16 protein-coding genes, 2 tRNA genes and 1 other RNA gene are annotated in these 15705 nt (G+C 38.8%); 2 read left to right on the forward strand and 17 right to left on the reverse strand.

Features of this window, described 5'->3' with window-relative positions; genetic code table 11:
• Window positions 1–11 precede the first annotated feature (11 nt).
• Window positions 12–890 carry a ribosome small subunit-dependent GTPase A gene (gene rsgA / locus HMPREF2984_RS04745; protein WP_049533043.1) on the reverse strand — a complete coding sequence of 293 codons (879 nt, stop codon included), beginning with the start codon at window positions 888–890 and terminating at the stop codon, window positions 12–14.
• Window positions 891–1000: 110 nt separating this feature from the next.
• Here rsgA and HMPREF2984_RS04750 point away from each other — a divergent pair.
• A tRNA-Leu gene (locus tag HMPREF2984_RS04750) sits at window positions 1001–1083 on the forward strand.
• A 125-nt stretch (window positions 1084–1208) separates the two neighbouring features.
• Window positions 1209–1297: transfer RNA gene (locus HMPREF2984_RS04755), tRNA-Ser, on the forward strand.
• Between the two features lie 59 nt (window positions 1298–1356).
• On the opposite strand, the gene rsmA is transcribed toward HMPREF2984_RS04755, so the two are convergent.
• The 16 genes from rsmA to tadA form a co-directional block, all read right to left on the reverse strand.
• Window positions 1357–2232 carry a 16S rRNA (adenine(1518)-N(6)/adenine(1519)-N(6))-dimethyltransferase RsmA gene (gene rsmA / locus HMPREF2984_RS04760; protein ID WP_003028680.1) on the reverse strand — a complete coding sequence of 292 codons (876 nt, stop codon included), beginning with the start codon at window positions 2230–2232 and terminating at the stop codon, window positions 1357–1359.
• 18 nt (window positions 2233–2250) lie between these two features.
• Window positions 2251–2967 carry a hypothetical protein gene (locus HMPREF2984_RS04765; protein WP_049514469.1) on the reverse strand — a complete coding sequence of 239 codons (717 nt, stop codon included), beginning with the start codon at window positions 2965–2967 and terminating at the stop codon, window positions 2251–2253.
• 323 nt (window positions 2968–3290) lie between these two features.
• A complete protein-coding gene (locus HMPREF2984_RS04770; protein WP_003041802.1) occupies window positions 3291–4145 on the reverse strand; it encodes an SDR family NAD(P)-dependent oxidoreductase in 855 nt (284 codons plus the stop codon).
• Window positions 4146–4154: 9 nt separating this feature from the next.
• The gene (gene rnmV, locus HMPREF2984_RS04775) at window positions 4155–4727 is read right to left on the reverse strand and encodes a ribonuclease M5 (protein WP_003041752.1); all 573 of its coding nucleotides are present in this window, start codon (window positions 4725–4727) and stop codon (window positions 4155–4157) included.
• A complete protein-coding gene (locus HMPREF2984_RS04780; protein ID WP_003028689.1) occupies window positions 4727–5506 on the reverse strand; it encodes a TatD family hydrolase in 780 nt (259 codons plus the stop codon). Before HMPREF2984_RS04780 ends, rnmV begins: the two co-directional genes overlap by 1 nt.
• A 129-nt stretch (window positions 5507–5635) precedes the next feature.
• Window positions 5636–5770, reverse strand: coding sequence for a 50S ribosomal protein L34 (gene rpmH, locus HMPREF2984_RS04785; protein WP_003026476.1), 135 nt, complete (start codon window positions 5768–5770; stop codon window positions 5636–5638).
• 154 nt (window positions 5771–5924) lie between these two features.
• Window positions 5925–6557 carry a hypothetical protein gene (locus HMPREF2984_RS04790; protein ID WP_003028692.1) on the reverse strand — a complete coding sequence of 211 codons (633 nt, stop codon included), beginning with the start codon at window positions 6555–6557 and terminating at the stop codon, window positions 5925–5927.
• A 92-nt stretch (window positions 6558–6649) separates the two neighbouring features.
• Complete coding sequence (gene jag / locus HMPREF2984_RS04795; RefSeq protein WP_049533045.1) at window positions 6650–7687, reverse strand: RNA-binding cell elongation regulator Jag/EloR; 1038 nt, start codon at window positions 7685–7687, stop codon at window positions 6650–6652.
• Window positions 7688–7699: 12 nt separating this feature from the next.
• Window positions 7700–8515 carry a YidC/Oxa1 family membrane protein insertase gene (locus tag HMPREF2984_RS04800; RefSeq protein ID WP_003028697.1) on the reverse strand — a complete coding sequence of 272 codons (816 nt, stop codon included), beginning with the start codon at window positions 8513–8515 and terminating at the stop codon, window positions 7700–7702.
• Entirely contained in the window at window positions 8499–8858 is a 360-nt protein-coding gene (gene rnpA / locus HMPREF2984_RS04805; protein WP_003028698.1) for a ribonuclease P protein component, read from the reverse strand. Before rnpA ends, HMPREF2984_RS04800 begins: the two co-directional genes overlap by 17 nt.
• A 254-nt stretch (window positions 8859–9112) precedes the next feature.
• A complete protein-coding gene (glpK, locus tag HMPREF2984_RS04810; protein ID WP_003028700.1) occupies window positions 9113–10624 on the reverse strand; it encodes a glycerol kinase GlpK in 1512 nt (503 codons plus the stop codon).
• 152 nt (window positions 10625–10776) lie between these two features.
• Window positions 10777–12126 (reverse strand): glucose-6-phosphate isomerase, encoded by a 1350-nt coding sequence (locus HMPREF2984_RS04815; RefSeq protein WP_003026484.1) that lies wholly within the window; start codon window positions 12124–12126, stop codon window positions 10777–10779.
• 238 nt (window positions 12127–12364) lie between these two features.
• On the reverse strand, window positions 12365–13612 hold the full coding sequence (locus tag HMPREF2984_RS04820; protein ID WP_037567148.1) for an MFS transporter: 1248 nt from the start codon (window positions 13610–13612) through the stop codon (window positions 12365–12367).
• Window positions 13613–13795: 183 nt separating this feature from the next.
• Window positions 13796–14662, reverse strand: coding sequence for an Rgg/GadR/MutR family transcriptional regulator (locus HMPREF2984_RS04825; RefSeq protein ID WP_049533046.1), 867 nt, complete (start codon window positions 14660–14662; stop codon window positions 13796–13798).
• A gap of 99 nt (window positions 14663–14761) precedes the next feature.
• An RNA gene (gene ffs / locus HMPREF2984_RS04830) (signal recognition particle sRNA small type) lies at window positions 14762–14853 on the reverse strand.
• A gap of 150 nt (window positions 14854–15003) precedes the next feature.
• Entirely contained in the window at window positions 15004–15471 is a 468-nt protein-coding gene (gene tadA / locus HMPREF2984_RS04835; RefSeq protein WP_003041797.1) for a tRNA adenosine(34) deaminase TadA, read from the reverse strand.
• Window positions 15472–15705: the final 234 nt, after the last annotated feature.

Here is a 15705-nt window from a genome sequence, read left to right on the forward strand (position 1 = left end):
TAGCTTCCTCCTCATTTAGGTTGCTTTTTAACTGCTTTTTTATAGATTTCACGACGATGTTCAATTTCACTCAAAAATTGCAAGTAATCTTCAAATCGAAAGGCTGCAATTGTTCCATTTTCAACGGCAGGTTTCACCGCACAGTTTGGCTCATGCGTATGGGTACAGGTTCGGAATTTACAGCTGCGACTGACTTCAGCAATTTCAGGAAATGCTCGGTTTAAATCCTCCGCATTGTCCACTTCGTAATCCAAGGAAGAAAACCCCGGCGTATCCGCAATTTTTCCTCCATTAAGATTGTAAAAACTGACAGCTCGTGTCGTATGACGACCGCGACCAAGGCTTTCTGAAATCTCCCCTGTTTCCAATTTCAGATCCGGTGCAATTTTATTAAGCAAAGTGGACTTACCAACTCCTGTCTGCCCCATAAAGACCGTCTTTTTTCTGATTAAAAACTGCAATAGTTCTTCTACTGTTTTGGCAGTATCATAACCAATAGCTTGGTAAACCTCAAGGAAAACATCTAGCTCCTTGTCGTCCTCCAACAAATCCAATTTACTGATATAAATAATCGGATGAATGGCTTTCTGCTCCAAAAGAACTAAGAACCGATCCAAAAGATTGGGATTAAAATCTGGCTCTTTGGCACTCATTATCACGACAGCCTGATCGATATTAACAATAGGTGGGCGTACCAGACTGTTTTTTCGCTCTGCTATTTTTAAAATGTATCCTTCAGAATCTTTCTCAGCAGAAAATTCGACCTCATCTCCCACATAGGGAGTTTGACCTTTCTTGCGAAAATTCCCTCTTGCTCTGGTCTGATACACCTTGCCTTCTGACTCTACATAATAGAAGCCAGCCAAGGCTTTCACAATTGTTCCTTTCAAATGAACTCCTTTAACCTTAATAAGTTCATTATATCAAAAAAACAAGTATTTTGCTTTTTAGTGCAAAAAAATGATGAAAAACGTTGCCAATGTGGTATAATAGATACCGAGCGGAAATGGCGGAACGGCAGACGCGCATGCTTCAGGCGCATGTGTCCATTCGGACGTGAGGGTTCAAATCCCTTTTTCCGCATTTTTATTTTGTTAGGTGTTTTGGTATTGCAGCTTATGCTGCGCTTTGCTTTCTCTCCTAAAACGAAATACCCTATTTTGAATGCTTCTATCGAGCCCATTCAAAAATTCCTTATTCTAAATTTTGGAAAGGTGGCCCAGCTTGGTACGGCACCGGACTCGAAATCCGGCAAATGGATTTTATTCATGCGCGGGTTCAAATCCCGTCCTTTCCTTATAAAGAACCTCACTAAAATGAACTTAGTGAGGCTTTTTGTTTACAATATTATCCAACTTATCTGAATCCCTCGTCATATAAGCTGTCTGCTAAATGCGCAAATTCTTGCAAATCAAGCGCTTCTCCTCGTACACTTGGAGATAACTCAGCATTGTCCAAAGCGGACTCTAGCTTTGTTTTGACTTCATTAGACTTCCCAAAATAACTGGTCAGATTATTCCAGAGGGTTTTCCGGCGGTGGGTAAAACTAGCTTTTGAGACTTTGAAGAAGAAGGCTTCATCCTTGACCCCAACTGCTGGCTGGTCTCTGCGGACCATCTTGAGGATAGCCGAATCCACATTTGGAGCGGGAACAAAGACCGTCCGTGGTACGATAAAAGCAACCTTTGCGGTCATATAATACTGCACCGCTATTGACAAACTGCCATAAGATTTACTATTGGGCTGCGCCGAGATACGATCAGCCACTTCTCGCTGCATCATCACGACAAATTCACTAAAAGGAATGCCACTCTCAATCAAGTGCATGAGGATAGGAGTAGTAATATAGTAGGGCAGGTTGGCCACCACTTTGATAGGAAGATTTGGATTAGCAAATTCCTTGATTCGGGCTTGCAAGTCTGACTTAAGAATATCTTCATTGACCACGCGCACATTGTCAAAATCCCGCAGAGTATCTGCCAAAATCGGCACCAAGCGATCATCAATTTCAAAAGCCATAACTTCGGCTGTATTTTCCGCCAAAAACTCAGTCAGTGCCCCGATGCCTGGTCCGATTTCGATAACATTAACATTCTCATCAATCTCAGCTGTGTCCACAATTTTTTGTAAAATATTGGTATCAGTCAAGAAATTCTGACCGAACGATTTTTTAAAAGTAAAGCCATGACGCTCAAGCACAGCCCGCGTCACACTATAATCCGCAATTCTCATAAATCTCTTTTCTATCTGTTATCTGAATAAAATATATAAAATTCGCATAATTCCCAGCACAAGCAAAATCCAAAATGCCGGATGAATACGGCGTTTAGTTTCTGTTGAAGTAGATTCAGTCACATCAGTCATTTGCTTGTTTTTTTGATTTTTACCTTTCTTCAACTCATCTTGGTAGGCAACCGAATTTAGAATATTATCTACTGGCAACATGTCTGAAGCATAATCATCTGGGAAACCCATAGCTATCCCAAGCAAATCTTTATCTGTTAAAGAAAAATCCAAATCTTTCGGTTGATTTTGCTGAATAGCACGGACATTTTTTAAAAGTTTGTCAGAAGCAATAGGCAACTCGTCCATAGAAATAATTTCTAAAACGTCAAATCCTAGCGTATCACCCTCTTTGATATTTGCAGTAATGTAACACACAAAGTCATCGTACAGTTGCAAAGTTTGTGGAGCATGCTGCTCTAAAAAGGAGCGATTGCGACGAGCATTCTGATGAAAGTTTTCAACAGAAAGAGTAATCCCCATATCCTGTGTCCGATAAAATTCTTCTGTTTTTCCTTTATCTTCTTTTTCAAGCTCTTCTGCTTTTTGCCATAGAGCAATGGCTGTTTGCAACTCTTCTTCACCCCAAAACAGTTGCCAGAAATAAGGAATCATATAAATTCCCTCTGCTAAAACACGTGCCTCATCTCCGTTTTTTAAATAAATATAGCTTCTATTTGCCATCTCGCTTCCTTTCGTATTTTTTTCATTCCATCTCAACATCTGTCAATCCAATCTCAAATAATTCTAGTCGTTTGAGCAATTGTTTCTCATTTGGATAGCCCATGCAGAATTCTTCAACTCAGAATCCACAACATTTTTGGACATCAACTTCATATGAAACCAGTAGTACATAATGTTTCATTAGTGACATCAGTCATCATCACTGTCAAGCACTTCAAACACAATCTTTTGTAAATATCAAAATTGACATATTATCGCCAGCTAAATCCCCCTTACCACTCATCATGCTTAAAAAACATACTAAACGCTATAATATTCGACTATCATTCTCCGGTTTTCTCTGTTGTTAGTTGCGTCAAAATTCGGTAGAGTTTCTCTTGTGCCTCTTGATCATAAACCGAGCGATTGGCTTTGACCTCTTGGCATTTTTCATTGTATAAAAAGCCGTTATAGCTGTTTCCCGTGGCGAGAGCGACATAGGTTTGTGCCATTTCTTCAGGCGAAATTGAGAATCGAGATTTCAGTTTGTATAGGTTTTTCATAAAGGAAGAAAGGTGACTATAACGCTTCATATCTACCTTAACACTAGGTACTCTGATAGCCTGAATTGTAACGTCTTTGTACCTTGCTCTCATCGCTAAGGTCAGCATCAGAAGCGCTAATTTGTTCTGGTAATAAGTTTTTGAAGGGCTGTAAGATTGTTCGCCCTTTAGATTATCAAAATTCAATTTAATAAAAGGATAGGCTTGTAAACCTTGCGATGAAATATTGAGAATGCGACCACTCTCGGACTCTTTCAATAAGGAAATAAAAGACTGGGATAGCAAAAAAGGAGTTACAACATTGGTCGCAAACTGCTTTTCCAATCCATCTTTGGTTAAAACTGGTTGCTTAATTGATAAATCAAAGTCAGCAGCATTATTTATCAAGACATCAAGCGCTCCTTGAGTCTGGATATAATTTTCAATAGCTGTTTTGGTACTCGTTAAGTCAGAAAGATCTGCTAATAGGTAGCTGACATGAGAATTACCAGTTTCACTAATGATTGTCTCACAGGCGCTCTCAGCTCTCTCTTTACTACGACAAAAAATCGTTACCTGCCAGCCTTTATCAGCTAGCTGTTTAGCTGCTTGATAACCTATCCCGCTATTTCCACCTGTTATGATACATTTTTTCATACTATTCCTTTACTTTTCACTTTCTTGATAATGCGCCATCACGCTCTCAACTTTTGCTAAATTTATTCCAAATAATTCCAAGCGTTTAAGCAACTGTTTCCCATTTGAATAGCCAATGCGGAGTTCTTCTCCTAAAAATTCACGACGTTTGCGGCTGTCATTGCCTGCCAGAAATCCTAAGCGAATCAAATCTGAATGTGTGATATCAAAATCAGTCTTTTTTTCAAAATTTTTAGTTACCTGAGAAAGAGCGGCTTTTAAATCTTCATAAGAAGCATGCTCGATCCCCAATGACTTCCCTTTATTTTTAGACTTAGGAGCGGCCTCATCACGCCTTAAAAAAGCATGTTGAACACTAGGAATAGCGGTCATAATCATTCTACGAATCCGCTCGCCATTGACATCTGGATCGGTAAAAACGATCACTCCATGCAAGTTATGGAGATGTTTGATGCGTTGAATGTCTTTTTGACAAATCGCAGACCCTCTCGTTTCATAAGTTTCTACGTCAAAGTATCTTTTAAGGTTAGCTGTATCATCTCGACCTTCTACAACGATGACTTGAGAAATTTTTTCTTTCATCAATCTTCTTTCAAATTAAATATTCGCAGCGCATTTTCATAGGTCGCTTGCGCAACTTCTCCGACAGTCAAACTACGAAGTTCTGCAATCTTGTCTACAACATAGCGAGTATAAGCCGTCCGGTTTTCACGACCACGTTTTGGAACAGGAGCTAAGTAAGGTGCATCAGTTTCAACTAGGATTTTATCCAAAGGGAGGTTTTGCGCAGCTTCCTGCACATCTACAGCCTTCTTAAACGTGACCACACCCGAAAATGAAATCATCATACCAAGCTGGATAAAACGCTCTGCCATTTCCAAAGAACCTGAATAAGAGTGCATAATGCCGCCACGAGGACCAACACCTTCACTTTTAATAATCTCATATGTGTCGTCCAAGGCATCACGAGTGTGCACTACAAAAGGCAAGTCAAGATCTTTTGATAATTGAATCTGCCGCCGAAAAACTCGCTCTTGCATCTCTTTCGGTGCTGTCATCCAATGATAATCCAATCCAATTTCACCAAGGGCAATAACTTTGGGAGCATGCAAATGACTGACAAGCATGTCCTCCACTTCCTGCGTGTAAGAACCTGCCTCCGTCGGATGCCAGCCAATCGTACTGTAAAGCTCATCATATTGACGAGACAGCGCTAGCGACTTTTCAATGGTTTCTGCATCAAAACCCACAATATTCATCTTGGTAACACCTAACTCGCGTGCAAAAACAATTTCTTCAGCTTCTTTGCCTGCAAAATTGTCCACGTTGAGGTGTGTATGTGTGTCAAAAATGTTCATCATTCATTCCTCTTTATATCAGTTTCTATTATATCAAAATCTCTGAGCAAATGCAGATTGTCCCTTTGTTCTCCAACAAAAAAACCAGCGGTCTCGAGTTTCCGTTGGTTCTTCATCTTGTATTCGTTTGGATTATGCAGCCAAAACTTTGCGTCCTTTACGACGACGGCTAGCAAGCACGCGACGACCGTTTTTAGTTGCCATACGATGACGGAAACCGTGTTTGCGCGCACGACGGATTTTACTTGGTTGATAAGTACGTTTCACTTTGAATACCTCCTCTTAGATTCTTGTATTCGTTTAGCCGGCTATTGTGATCAGTTACTAAACATACTTTACTATTCTATATGATTCTAAGCCTTTTGTCAATAGCAGCGCGAAATTGTTTTTGCTAAATCTAAAAAAAGGTTGCTTAAACCTCTTATAATTCTCTGGTTGCCTCATAAAAAGGAATGAGAGTTGTCATAGCCTTCTGGAGTTGCTCCAACACTTGTCTTACCGATGTGGCTTGGGCTAAATCTACATCGTATTTTACTAAGACTTTACGAACTTGCCCTATTTTTACTTGTCGGCTCAAATACTGCCGATTCTCTTCTGCCCCAGCAAATCGTTGACTGATACCATTTATTTGAGTCAAGTAATAAACTGGAGCTGTGATTGGCACCTGCAACACTCGATTTTGCTTCGTCAGACTGGTTTCATCTTTCTTGCGCTCGATAAAGCTAACTTCTAACGATACTCCAAAATCTCCTGGCTTCCCATATAAACGCAGAGCAAACATTGGTTCTGTGATATCGCCATAACCACACAAATAGTTCCAAAAATGGGGACGCAAAATTTGTGCTTGATTCATCCAGTTGCTGGTACGCTCCAGAGTTAATTTTGGATAAAATCTTTGAAATTGCTTAACCAAGTCCGAAAATTCCGCGCGTGCTGCCTGACCTTTCCGTTTAAAATCAAGCATCATTTCTCTCAATTCTCCCGCTTTATCAGGAGAAATATATTTATTTCCTTGTAATGCTAAGTATGTTTCAATAGCTAGAAAAATAGACATATAAGCTCCCTTCTTCTCAATCCCAAGTGCCGCAAATAGCAGATCAAGCGGAAAGAAAGACTGAAAAGAAATTCTTCCCAGTCCTCAGTTTATTATTCACTGTCAATATCCACGACAACATAACGATTTGGCTCATCACCTTCTGAATAGCTGGTAAGTCCGTCCATTTTAGAAATGATACGGTGGATAATTTTCCGCTCATTGTTGGACATTGGGTCGGTTTTTTGACTATGCTGGTATTCCAACACACGGTCAGCCAATTTTTGAGCGTAGCTTTGTAGAACTTCTGCTCGATGTTCTACATAATCATTAACATTGATAGAAATGTAAAAACTCTTAGAATAGCGATTATAAAGATAATTCTGTGCCAACAATTGAAGAGCTTTCAGCACTTTTCCGTGATAGCCGATAATGCGACCAGGCTCATTGGTATCAATCTGCATATTGATTGTCCGACGATTATGAGCACTTGCAATGCTAGCTTCAACGTCCATTTCGTCCACGATGTTTTGCACATAACCTGTCACACTCGCAACAACTTCTTCAACATCATAATCTTCTTCCACTTGAATGCCCAAATCTTCAAAATCAGCCGGCTCCTCAGCTATCGGTTGGACTTCCGAGTGCTTTTCTACAGCCTGCCCAAAAGCAATAATCTTGTCAGTTGGCTTTTCTTCTTGAGCGACCGATTTTTGAAAATTTACGATGTCACTATCTTTCAATAAGTCAATTGTGCCTGTTTCTTCAAGAATCGTGCTGGCTTCTTTTTCGTGCTTCAAAATTTCAGCTTTCACATCATCTGAGATTTCCTTGCCTTCTTCTTCGATTTTTTTAATGGCTGCAACAACATGTCCTAAGTCAACAGTTGCTTCACTCACGCTTTTAACGGGCTCATTTTGAGCATTGATTTCTTCCGGAACACCTTTGACAGCTTTTTGGTTAGCTTTTACTACCGTTGTTTCGTTAATAGGTTCCACATCAACTTGGGCTAATTTCTTGCCAAATAATCCTAAAAATCCTTTTTTCTCACGAGAAATCACTTTGATATGTGCTTTCATCCGTGGAATATCTAACTCGCGCAAGCCATTTTGAATAGCTTCTTCAACACTCGCTCCTGTAAATAATACCATACAAGCGCCTCCTTACTTTTTCTTTTTTTGTGCTTTACGATAAGCACGTTTTTTCTTTTCTTCACGTTCCCGCTCAGCAGTCGCTTTCGCTTCTCTTTCTGCAATGATTTTATATGGATTGCTCAGTAAAAGCGTTTGGAACACTTGATACGCGTACGATGTGCTCCAATACAAAGCAACCCCACTCGCTACACTCATGGCAAAGAAGAAAACAAACAGTGGCATGACAAACATCATTCCTGTCATCAAGCCATTGCGTTCCGCCATTCCTTTATTGCTCAACCAAGTACTCAAAAAGGTGAAAACGGCTGCTAAAACCGGCAAAATATAATAGGGGTCTGTCGCGCCCAGATTCAGCCAGAGAAAATGCCCTACTTTGAGAAATTCAACGCGTGTCAAGGCATGATACAAGGCAATCAACACAGGCATTTGAATGAGCAAGGGCCAAAATGATGCCGATGGCTTTACTCCTAATTCCTTATACAGCTTTTGTGTTTCTTCTGCCAAACGACTGCGACTTTCCATGTCGCGTCCTGGATACTTCGCCTGCAATTCTTTCACTAACGGCTGCGCTTCCTGCATTTTCCGAGAAGCATTAATTTGCAATTGGAAAACAGGCAAAAGAACTGTCCGAATAATCAATGTGAAAAGGATAATCCCAATTCCTGTACTTCCATTGAATGACAGAAAACGAATCGTTACGGCGAAGAAATAGACAAATCTCTCCCATAAATCCGGCGAACTCGCTGTGACCTCACTCGTCCCACACGCTGTTAAGATGAGCGAAGCTAAAATTAAAAGCCCCACCAGTTTACTTTTCTTTTTCACTACTCAAACCTTCCTGATAAATTTTTGCTATTTTTAGTACATGAAGCAAATTTTGCTCTAATTCTTGATAAGTCAGAATTTCCACACCTTTTCGAGCAATAACGACAAAATCAAGCGTTGCTAACTCTGCTTGATGAACTATCAAAACGTGTCGAATACGGCGTTTAATCTTATTGCGCATTACCGCATTTCCTAGCTTTTTACTGACGGATATCCCAACTCGAAAGTGTTTTTGCTTCTTTTCTAATGTATAAATGACGAATTTTCTATTGGCAAAACTTTGCCCACTTTTGAAAATCGCATTAAAATCTTTCTCGCTCTTGACGCGATAGCTTTTCTTCAAAACTCAACTCCATCTACCAAAATTATATCTATTATACCATAATTTTCAAAAAAACCAATAAGAGCAGGCATATTCACCGTTTTACTCTATCCAACTGATACAAGAACGCATGTAATTCACTTTTATTCTGAAAATTTAATGCTAAAAGAGTTAGTAAAGTAAAGAAGAGCGACTAAGATTGTCTCCTAGTCCCTCCTCTTGTATCTTATACTAAATGATTACCGACACTTGTAACTCATAGTTATATTTTTCAACTATTTGCTAGATTCTTTTGCAAAAAATTGCGTAGCTGCAACTGCTGCTTTCCAGCCTTTGTACAATTTTTGGCGCTCTGCTTCTAGCATAGCAGGTTGGAACGTTTCCACAACTGCATTTAATGTTTTGAGTTCTTCCATATCTTTCCAATAGCCAACTGCAAGACCTGCCAGAAAAGCTGCTCCAAGAGCTGTTGTTTCCAAATTTGCCGCACGCGCTAATTCAATTCCCAAAATATCTGCTTGGAACTGCATGAGAAAATCATTCATGGCAGCACCACCATCTACCTTCAGAACTTGGATTGCTGTACCTGTGTCCATTTGCATGGTGTCAATAATATCGCGCACTTGATAAGCAATGGATTGCAAAGTTGCTTTGATAAAATCTTCTTTACTCGTTCCACGTGTCAAGCCAAAAATAGAACCTCTTGCTTCTGGATCCCAATAAGGCGCTCCAAGTCCCGTAAAAGCTGGAACAACATACACTTCATTTTCATTGGTGGAATTTTTTGCATATCGCTCAGACTCAGGTGAGCTAGCAATCATACGAAGCCCATCACGAAGCCACTGAATGGCACTACCCGCAATAAAAATCGAACCCTCCAAAGCATAAGTCACTTTGCCATTTATCCCATAACCAATAGTCGTCAAAAGATTATTTTTTGATAAATTGCATTCCTGACCAGTATTCATAATGATGAAAGAGCCCGTCCCATAAGTATTCTTCACCATTCCTGGCTCAAATGCTAATTGCCCAAAGAGAGCTGCCTGCTGATCGCCCGCCATTCCTGCAATTGGTACCTCTCCACCATAAAAATGATAGGGTGCTGTTTTGCCATAAATTTCTGAATTCGAGCGAACTTCTGGCAACATAGCCTTAGGAATATTGAGCAAGGATAAAATCTCATCATCCCATTGTAACTCTTTGATATTGTATAGCATGGTCCGCGCTGCATTTGAATAATCCGTCACATGAGCCGCACCATCCGTTAATTTCCAAACCAACCAGGTATCAATCGTACCAAAAAGCAATTCTCCTCGCTCTGCACGTTCCTGCGCGCCCTCTACCTGATCTAAAATCCAGCGTACCTTGGTCGCAGAGAAATAAGCATCTATGATTAAACCTGTTTTTTGATGAAAGAAATCTACATATCCATCTTGCTTGAGCTTTTCTGCTAAAGGAGCTGTTTGCCGAGACTGCCAGACAATGGCATTGTAAATGGGCAAACCCGTTTTCTTATCCCACACAACTGTTGTCTCCCGTTGATTGGTAATGCCAATTGCTTCAATCTCTGTGGGCTTGATGCCACTTTCAATAAAAGCATTTGCAATGACCGACTGCACAGAATTCCAAATCTCATTTGCATTGTGCTCAACCCAGCCCGCCTGTGGAAAAATCTGAGTAAACTCTTTTTGACTCGTAGCAACCTTCTCACCTTTCTTATTGAAAATAATCGCCCGTGAGCTGGTTGTTCCTTGGTCAATCGCCATGATATAAGTTTCTTGTGACATAAAGCGCCTCCGTTGTATAATCTGCTTTTATTATACACAATAAAGCGCTTTCTTTCTATCTTTTTCTTCTGTTTTTGTGAAAATTTCACTCAATTATATGCTTGGCGTATAAAAAACGACTCCTTTTCAGAAGTCGTTCCATTGTATACAAATTACAAACGAGCGTTCAATTCTTTGCTCAATTCTTCAAATCCTGGTTTTCCAAGAAGAGCAAACATATTTTTCTTATATGCTTCTACACCTGGTTGGTCAAATGGGTTAATAGCATTTAAGTAACCAGAAATAGCGATAGCAAGCTCAAAGAAGTAAATAGTGTAACCAAGAGTAAAGGCGTCTTGCTCTGGAAGAGTGACATACATATTTGGCACGTCACCGTCAGTATGAGCCAGAAGTACACCGTCTGTCGCTTTCTTGTTAACAAAGTCAACATCTTTTCCTTGAAGATATCCAAGTCCGTCTAAGTCTTCTGCCAATTCAGGAATCGTCACGTTTTTGCGTGGTTTGTCCACACGGACAACTGTTTCAAACATAATACGCGCACCTTCTTGGATGAATTGCCCAAGAGAGTGAAGGTCTGTTGAGAAATTAGCAGATGTTGGATAAATACCTTTTTGGTCTTTTCCTTCTGACTCACCAGCTAATTGTTTCCACCATTCTGAGAAGTATTGCAGAGATGGTTCATAGTTAACCAAAATTTCAGTCGCATAGCCTTTGCGATAAAGGATATTACGAAGAGCTGCGTACTGATAAGCTTCGTTTTCTGCAATCTTGTCTGAAGTGTAGTCCTTACGAGCAGCATTAGCACCTTCCATAAGGGCTTTGATGTCTGCGCCTGATGCTGCAATTGGTAGAAGTCCTACTGCTGTCAATACAGAGAAACGTCCGCCAATGTCATCTGGCACCACAAATGTTTCCCAACCATTGGCATCTGCTTCCACCTTAACTGCACCTTTTTGGCGGTCAGTTGTCGCATAGATACGTTTGTTAGCTTCAGCTTCACCATATTTTTTAATCAAAAGTTCTTTGAAGACGCGGAAAGCAATAGCAGGTTCTGTCGTTGTCCCTGATTTAGAAATCACATTAACTGAGAAATCTTTATCTGAAACGTATTCTACCAAGTCTGCAAGGTAAGTAGATGAAATAGAATTTCCAGCATAAAGGATTTGTGGAGCTTTGCGTTCTTCTTTGGTTTGCAAGTTTGCAAAATGATTGCTCAAGAAATCAATCGCTGCTTTTGCTCCAAGGTATGACCCACCAATCCCAATCACGACCAAAACATCGCTGTCTGATTTGATTTGTTCTGCCGCTTTCAAAATGCGAGCGAATTCTTCTTTGTCATAGTTTTCTGGAAGGTCAAGCCAGCCACGGAAGTCACTTCCTGCACCAGTTCCTTTGCGCAACAGTTCATCTGCTGCAGAAACTTGTGTTTGCATGTAATCTACTTCATGCGGTGCAACAAATTTTCCAAGAACGTTTGAGTAATTAAACTGAATATGTGTCATTATAGTCCTCCAATTTTTCTTCCCTACTATGATACCGCTTTACTACTTTTTTATCAAGCAATTTTCTTGACTAAAACGTTTCCAAATTGTTTTTTTATAATTAACTTTCAAAAATCGCAATCTCATACCAACCTTTAAAGCAATCGTTTGCGTAAATCAAAAAATAATCACCCACAGAATACTTCTAAAATAAAAAATAGAGGAAAATAAATAGTAGCCTAATCTTAGGTTCTAGAGTTTAACTAATGTTTCCTTTTTTGAGTCGATTATTTTGCAGAGACAGCAAAAGTGCCAACAGTGAAAAGACAACAAAAATAAACCAGCACAAGTAGATATTGTAGGCAGAGAGAACTGAAAAGAGGACCGTTCCTAAAGGCAAAGAGAAGGTAAACAACAATCCGAGAAAGTTATTGCTTTGAGCCAAGACATCAGATGGTAGATTTGCCATTAACATAGCATCTAGTTTAGGCGTGGATTTCCCCATTATGTAAGCAGAAAAAGCTAAGATAATAATCCCAATGATGAGTGGCAATCCTACTAAGTTGCTGATGCCAACTAGTCCAAATGAAGAACTATTCATTATGAGCAGAAAGGAAAATGATTTTTTTGAAAAATAATCGTGAGGTGTTAAACTTCCTAAAATAGCGCCAACCAATAACACTACTTCTACAATCAGAAGAGATTGTGCATAAGTCAGGTGAAAAATGGCATGTTTTAAAAAATAAAAATTGTAAATACTATTAACAGCTCCTCCTATCATATTCAGGGTTAAAATTGCAAGTAACAAGTGAATGAATGAAGCATTTTCGGATTCTTGAAAAATCAACTCCATATTTTGATAAAGCATTTTAAATTGCGTAAAAAGAGAAGTTTTTTCAGGAGTTGCTACCACAGCTTCATGAGTTAATTGACGACGCTTGTGCAAAAGCACTAAAGAAGAAGCTAAAAATGACAGCGCATTGATTATGGCAACTAGTGCAAAATTATTGTCTGAAGTTGCGAGCAACCAGACCCCTACTGTTTGTCCAGTAATGCTGCATAAATAAGTGATAAATTGCGTAAAGGAATAGGCTTCAAATAAATCAGCTTTTTCTAAATTCTTTTGCAAAATCGGCATTCTTAACCCACCAGCATAGTCACTTAACATATCTGTTATCACATTCAACAAACAGATGATTGCAAAAATGAGAAATGTCTTATTAGAAATCAGAAAAGCTACCCCTGTAAATAGAAGTGCCTGAACAAAGCCGATAAAAATCATGAAATCGCCTTTTCTACCTGTCCTATCAGCTTGTACTCCTATCCAAAATGTGAAAAGTGTAGGAATAATTGTAATGATATTTGCAATAAACACAGCTGTATTGGCATAAGGCAGACTAGCAGCATAAATCACAAACACAATATTGTATAAATAAGACCCCATTAGGTTAAGCATCCGAGAGAGCGTAATACTTCTATATAATGCATTTGAGAAGAATAATTTCATATCAAGTTCCCTTTCAAACTTTTGTTGCACTAAGTATAACTTGAAAAGCGACTTCCAAAACAAAATTGTCATATATTCAACTCCGTTTTTGAGCAAAAAAAAATAAGGAAAGCAGTCTATTTTTTATTCCATAGACTCATTTCCTCACTTTAAATTTTTTTGCAAAAAAGTTCCGATTGTCATTTATTCACATTCTTTTAACCAATCAGACATATTTTTGGAGTAATAATCAGCACTCTGCTTGCAACCTATGATTTCAAGAGTTGATATAGCATTTTTCATTTTTATAAGACCTCCATCTCTCTTTCCCAAAATATAATCATGCTGTCCATCTGCAAATAAATAGACAATTCTCAGGTATGCATCATTTTCATCAAAAAATTTTTCTTTGATTTTTTTATCAAAATAAGCAGCTTTTGTTAAACCTTTTTCTGCAATGGATTTAAACAAACCATTTAAAAGAATCGTGTAAATATAGTTTTTGTTTTTCTGTAAATCTCCTAAAAAATCAATCTTTTGAAGCATTTCTCGAGCATATCGAAAGTAAAGATCAAGAGGGAGCAAGGCGGCAATATCTGAAAACAAGTGTAATTCATACTCTCCCCAGATTTCAACAGAAAATAAATAATCATATAAAAAATTCAACTCAATCTCTGTTGCTTGAATGGTTTCATCCAAGAAAAACATGTGACCTTTGATAACAATCGCATTTAGGATATACTTTTCTTCCTGTTCAGACTGATATTGATTCATTTCATTGTGGTACATTTCCCACAATGTATTCATATCTTTCTTTTCTTGAGCTTGCCACAGTTTATTTTTTAACAAAGTATAGGAAGTGGGCTGGAAGCCACGTACCAAATAGACAAATTCTTCTAGTTCTGTTCTGATATTCTCTAGACCAATTAACAGTTTTGAAGCCGAAATATCTGAATCTCCATTTTCAAATTTACTAAGCATGGAATAGGAAAATTCTTCTCCTGTTGCGGCTTTAAGAGAGATGTGCCGACCTGTTCGCAGTTCTCTAAAAATTTCACCCATGTAATACATATATCTTTCCTTTACTGAAAAATGATATTGATTCATCACTGAATGTTGTCTTTTGAAAAATTCTTTCAACACACACTTTAGCAATTGTTCCTATTCTTCATACTATAAAAAGAGCACACAATTCACACTCGCTTAGGGCTGCTGGATTCCTCCCCTGACCCGCTTCACGCAGAATTGTTGCTCCGATAAGTATTATACCATAAATTTGTTTTTGTGCCAATCACGATTTTCTTTTTCTCAAAAAAGAATAGATATTCAGAGCGAAAAATTGCTAATCTACCAATAATAACATTAACTCTGCTACTATCTGGATAAGAGCATAGCCTTCTTAACAAAACGCTTCATTTTTGTCTCCTCTTTCTAAAAAAATCTTGCATCATCTGAGCACATTCTGCTTCCAAAATCCCATTTTCAAGCTCAACTCGGTGATTAAGTCGCTCATCTGTTAGAATATCATAGAGGCTACCGGCAGCACCAAATTTTTGATTTTTTGCTCCGTAAATAACCTGCGGAATGCGAGCTAGACCAATAGCACCGCTACACATGACACAAGGCTCAATGGTGACAAAAAGAGTCGTGTCTAACAAGCGCCAGCTTTTTTCATAAGCGTTGGCTTCTTCAATCGCCATCACCTCAGCATGCATGACCGCTCGCTGCAATTCCTCACGCGCATTGTGCCCACGACCGATAATCTTCCCGTCCTTGACAATAACACAACCAATCGGAATTTCATCATTAGCAAGCGCAATCTCTGCTTCTTTCAAGGCTTCTAGCATGAATTCTTCTTTTTCTTCGCGAGTATATTCCATCTTCTCATCTCTTCTTCAGTTCATTTTCACTCTGCTTTCCATTATATCATAAGACAAAGAGAAAGAAAAAAAGCCACTTTACAGTGACTTTCAGGAGATTATTATGAAAAAGTTTAGGATTTCTATCAAATAAAGTTAGGAGGTCTTCATCTGATGATGTTAGTATAAACCCGCTAGCTTAAAATTAACTTAAGAAGAGATGTATTATTTAAAATTTTTTAAATTCTTTGTTTT

Source organism: Streptococcus sp. HMSC066E07, from assembly GCF_001814695.1.
Lineage (GTDB): Bacteria > Bacillota > Bacilli > Lactobacillales > Streptococcaceae > Streptococcus > Streptococcus hominis.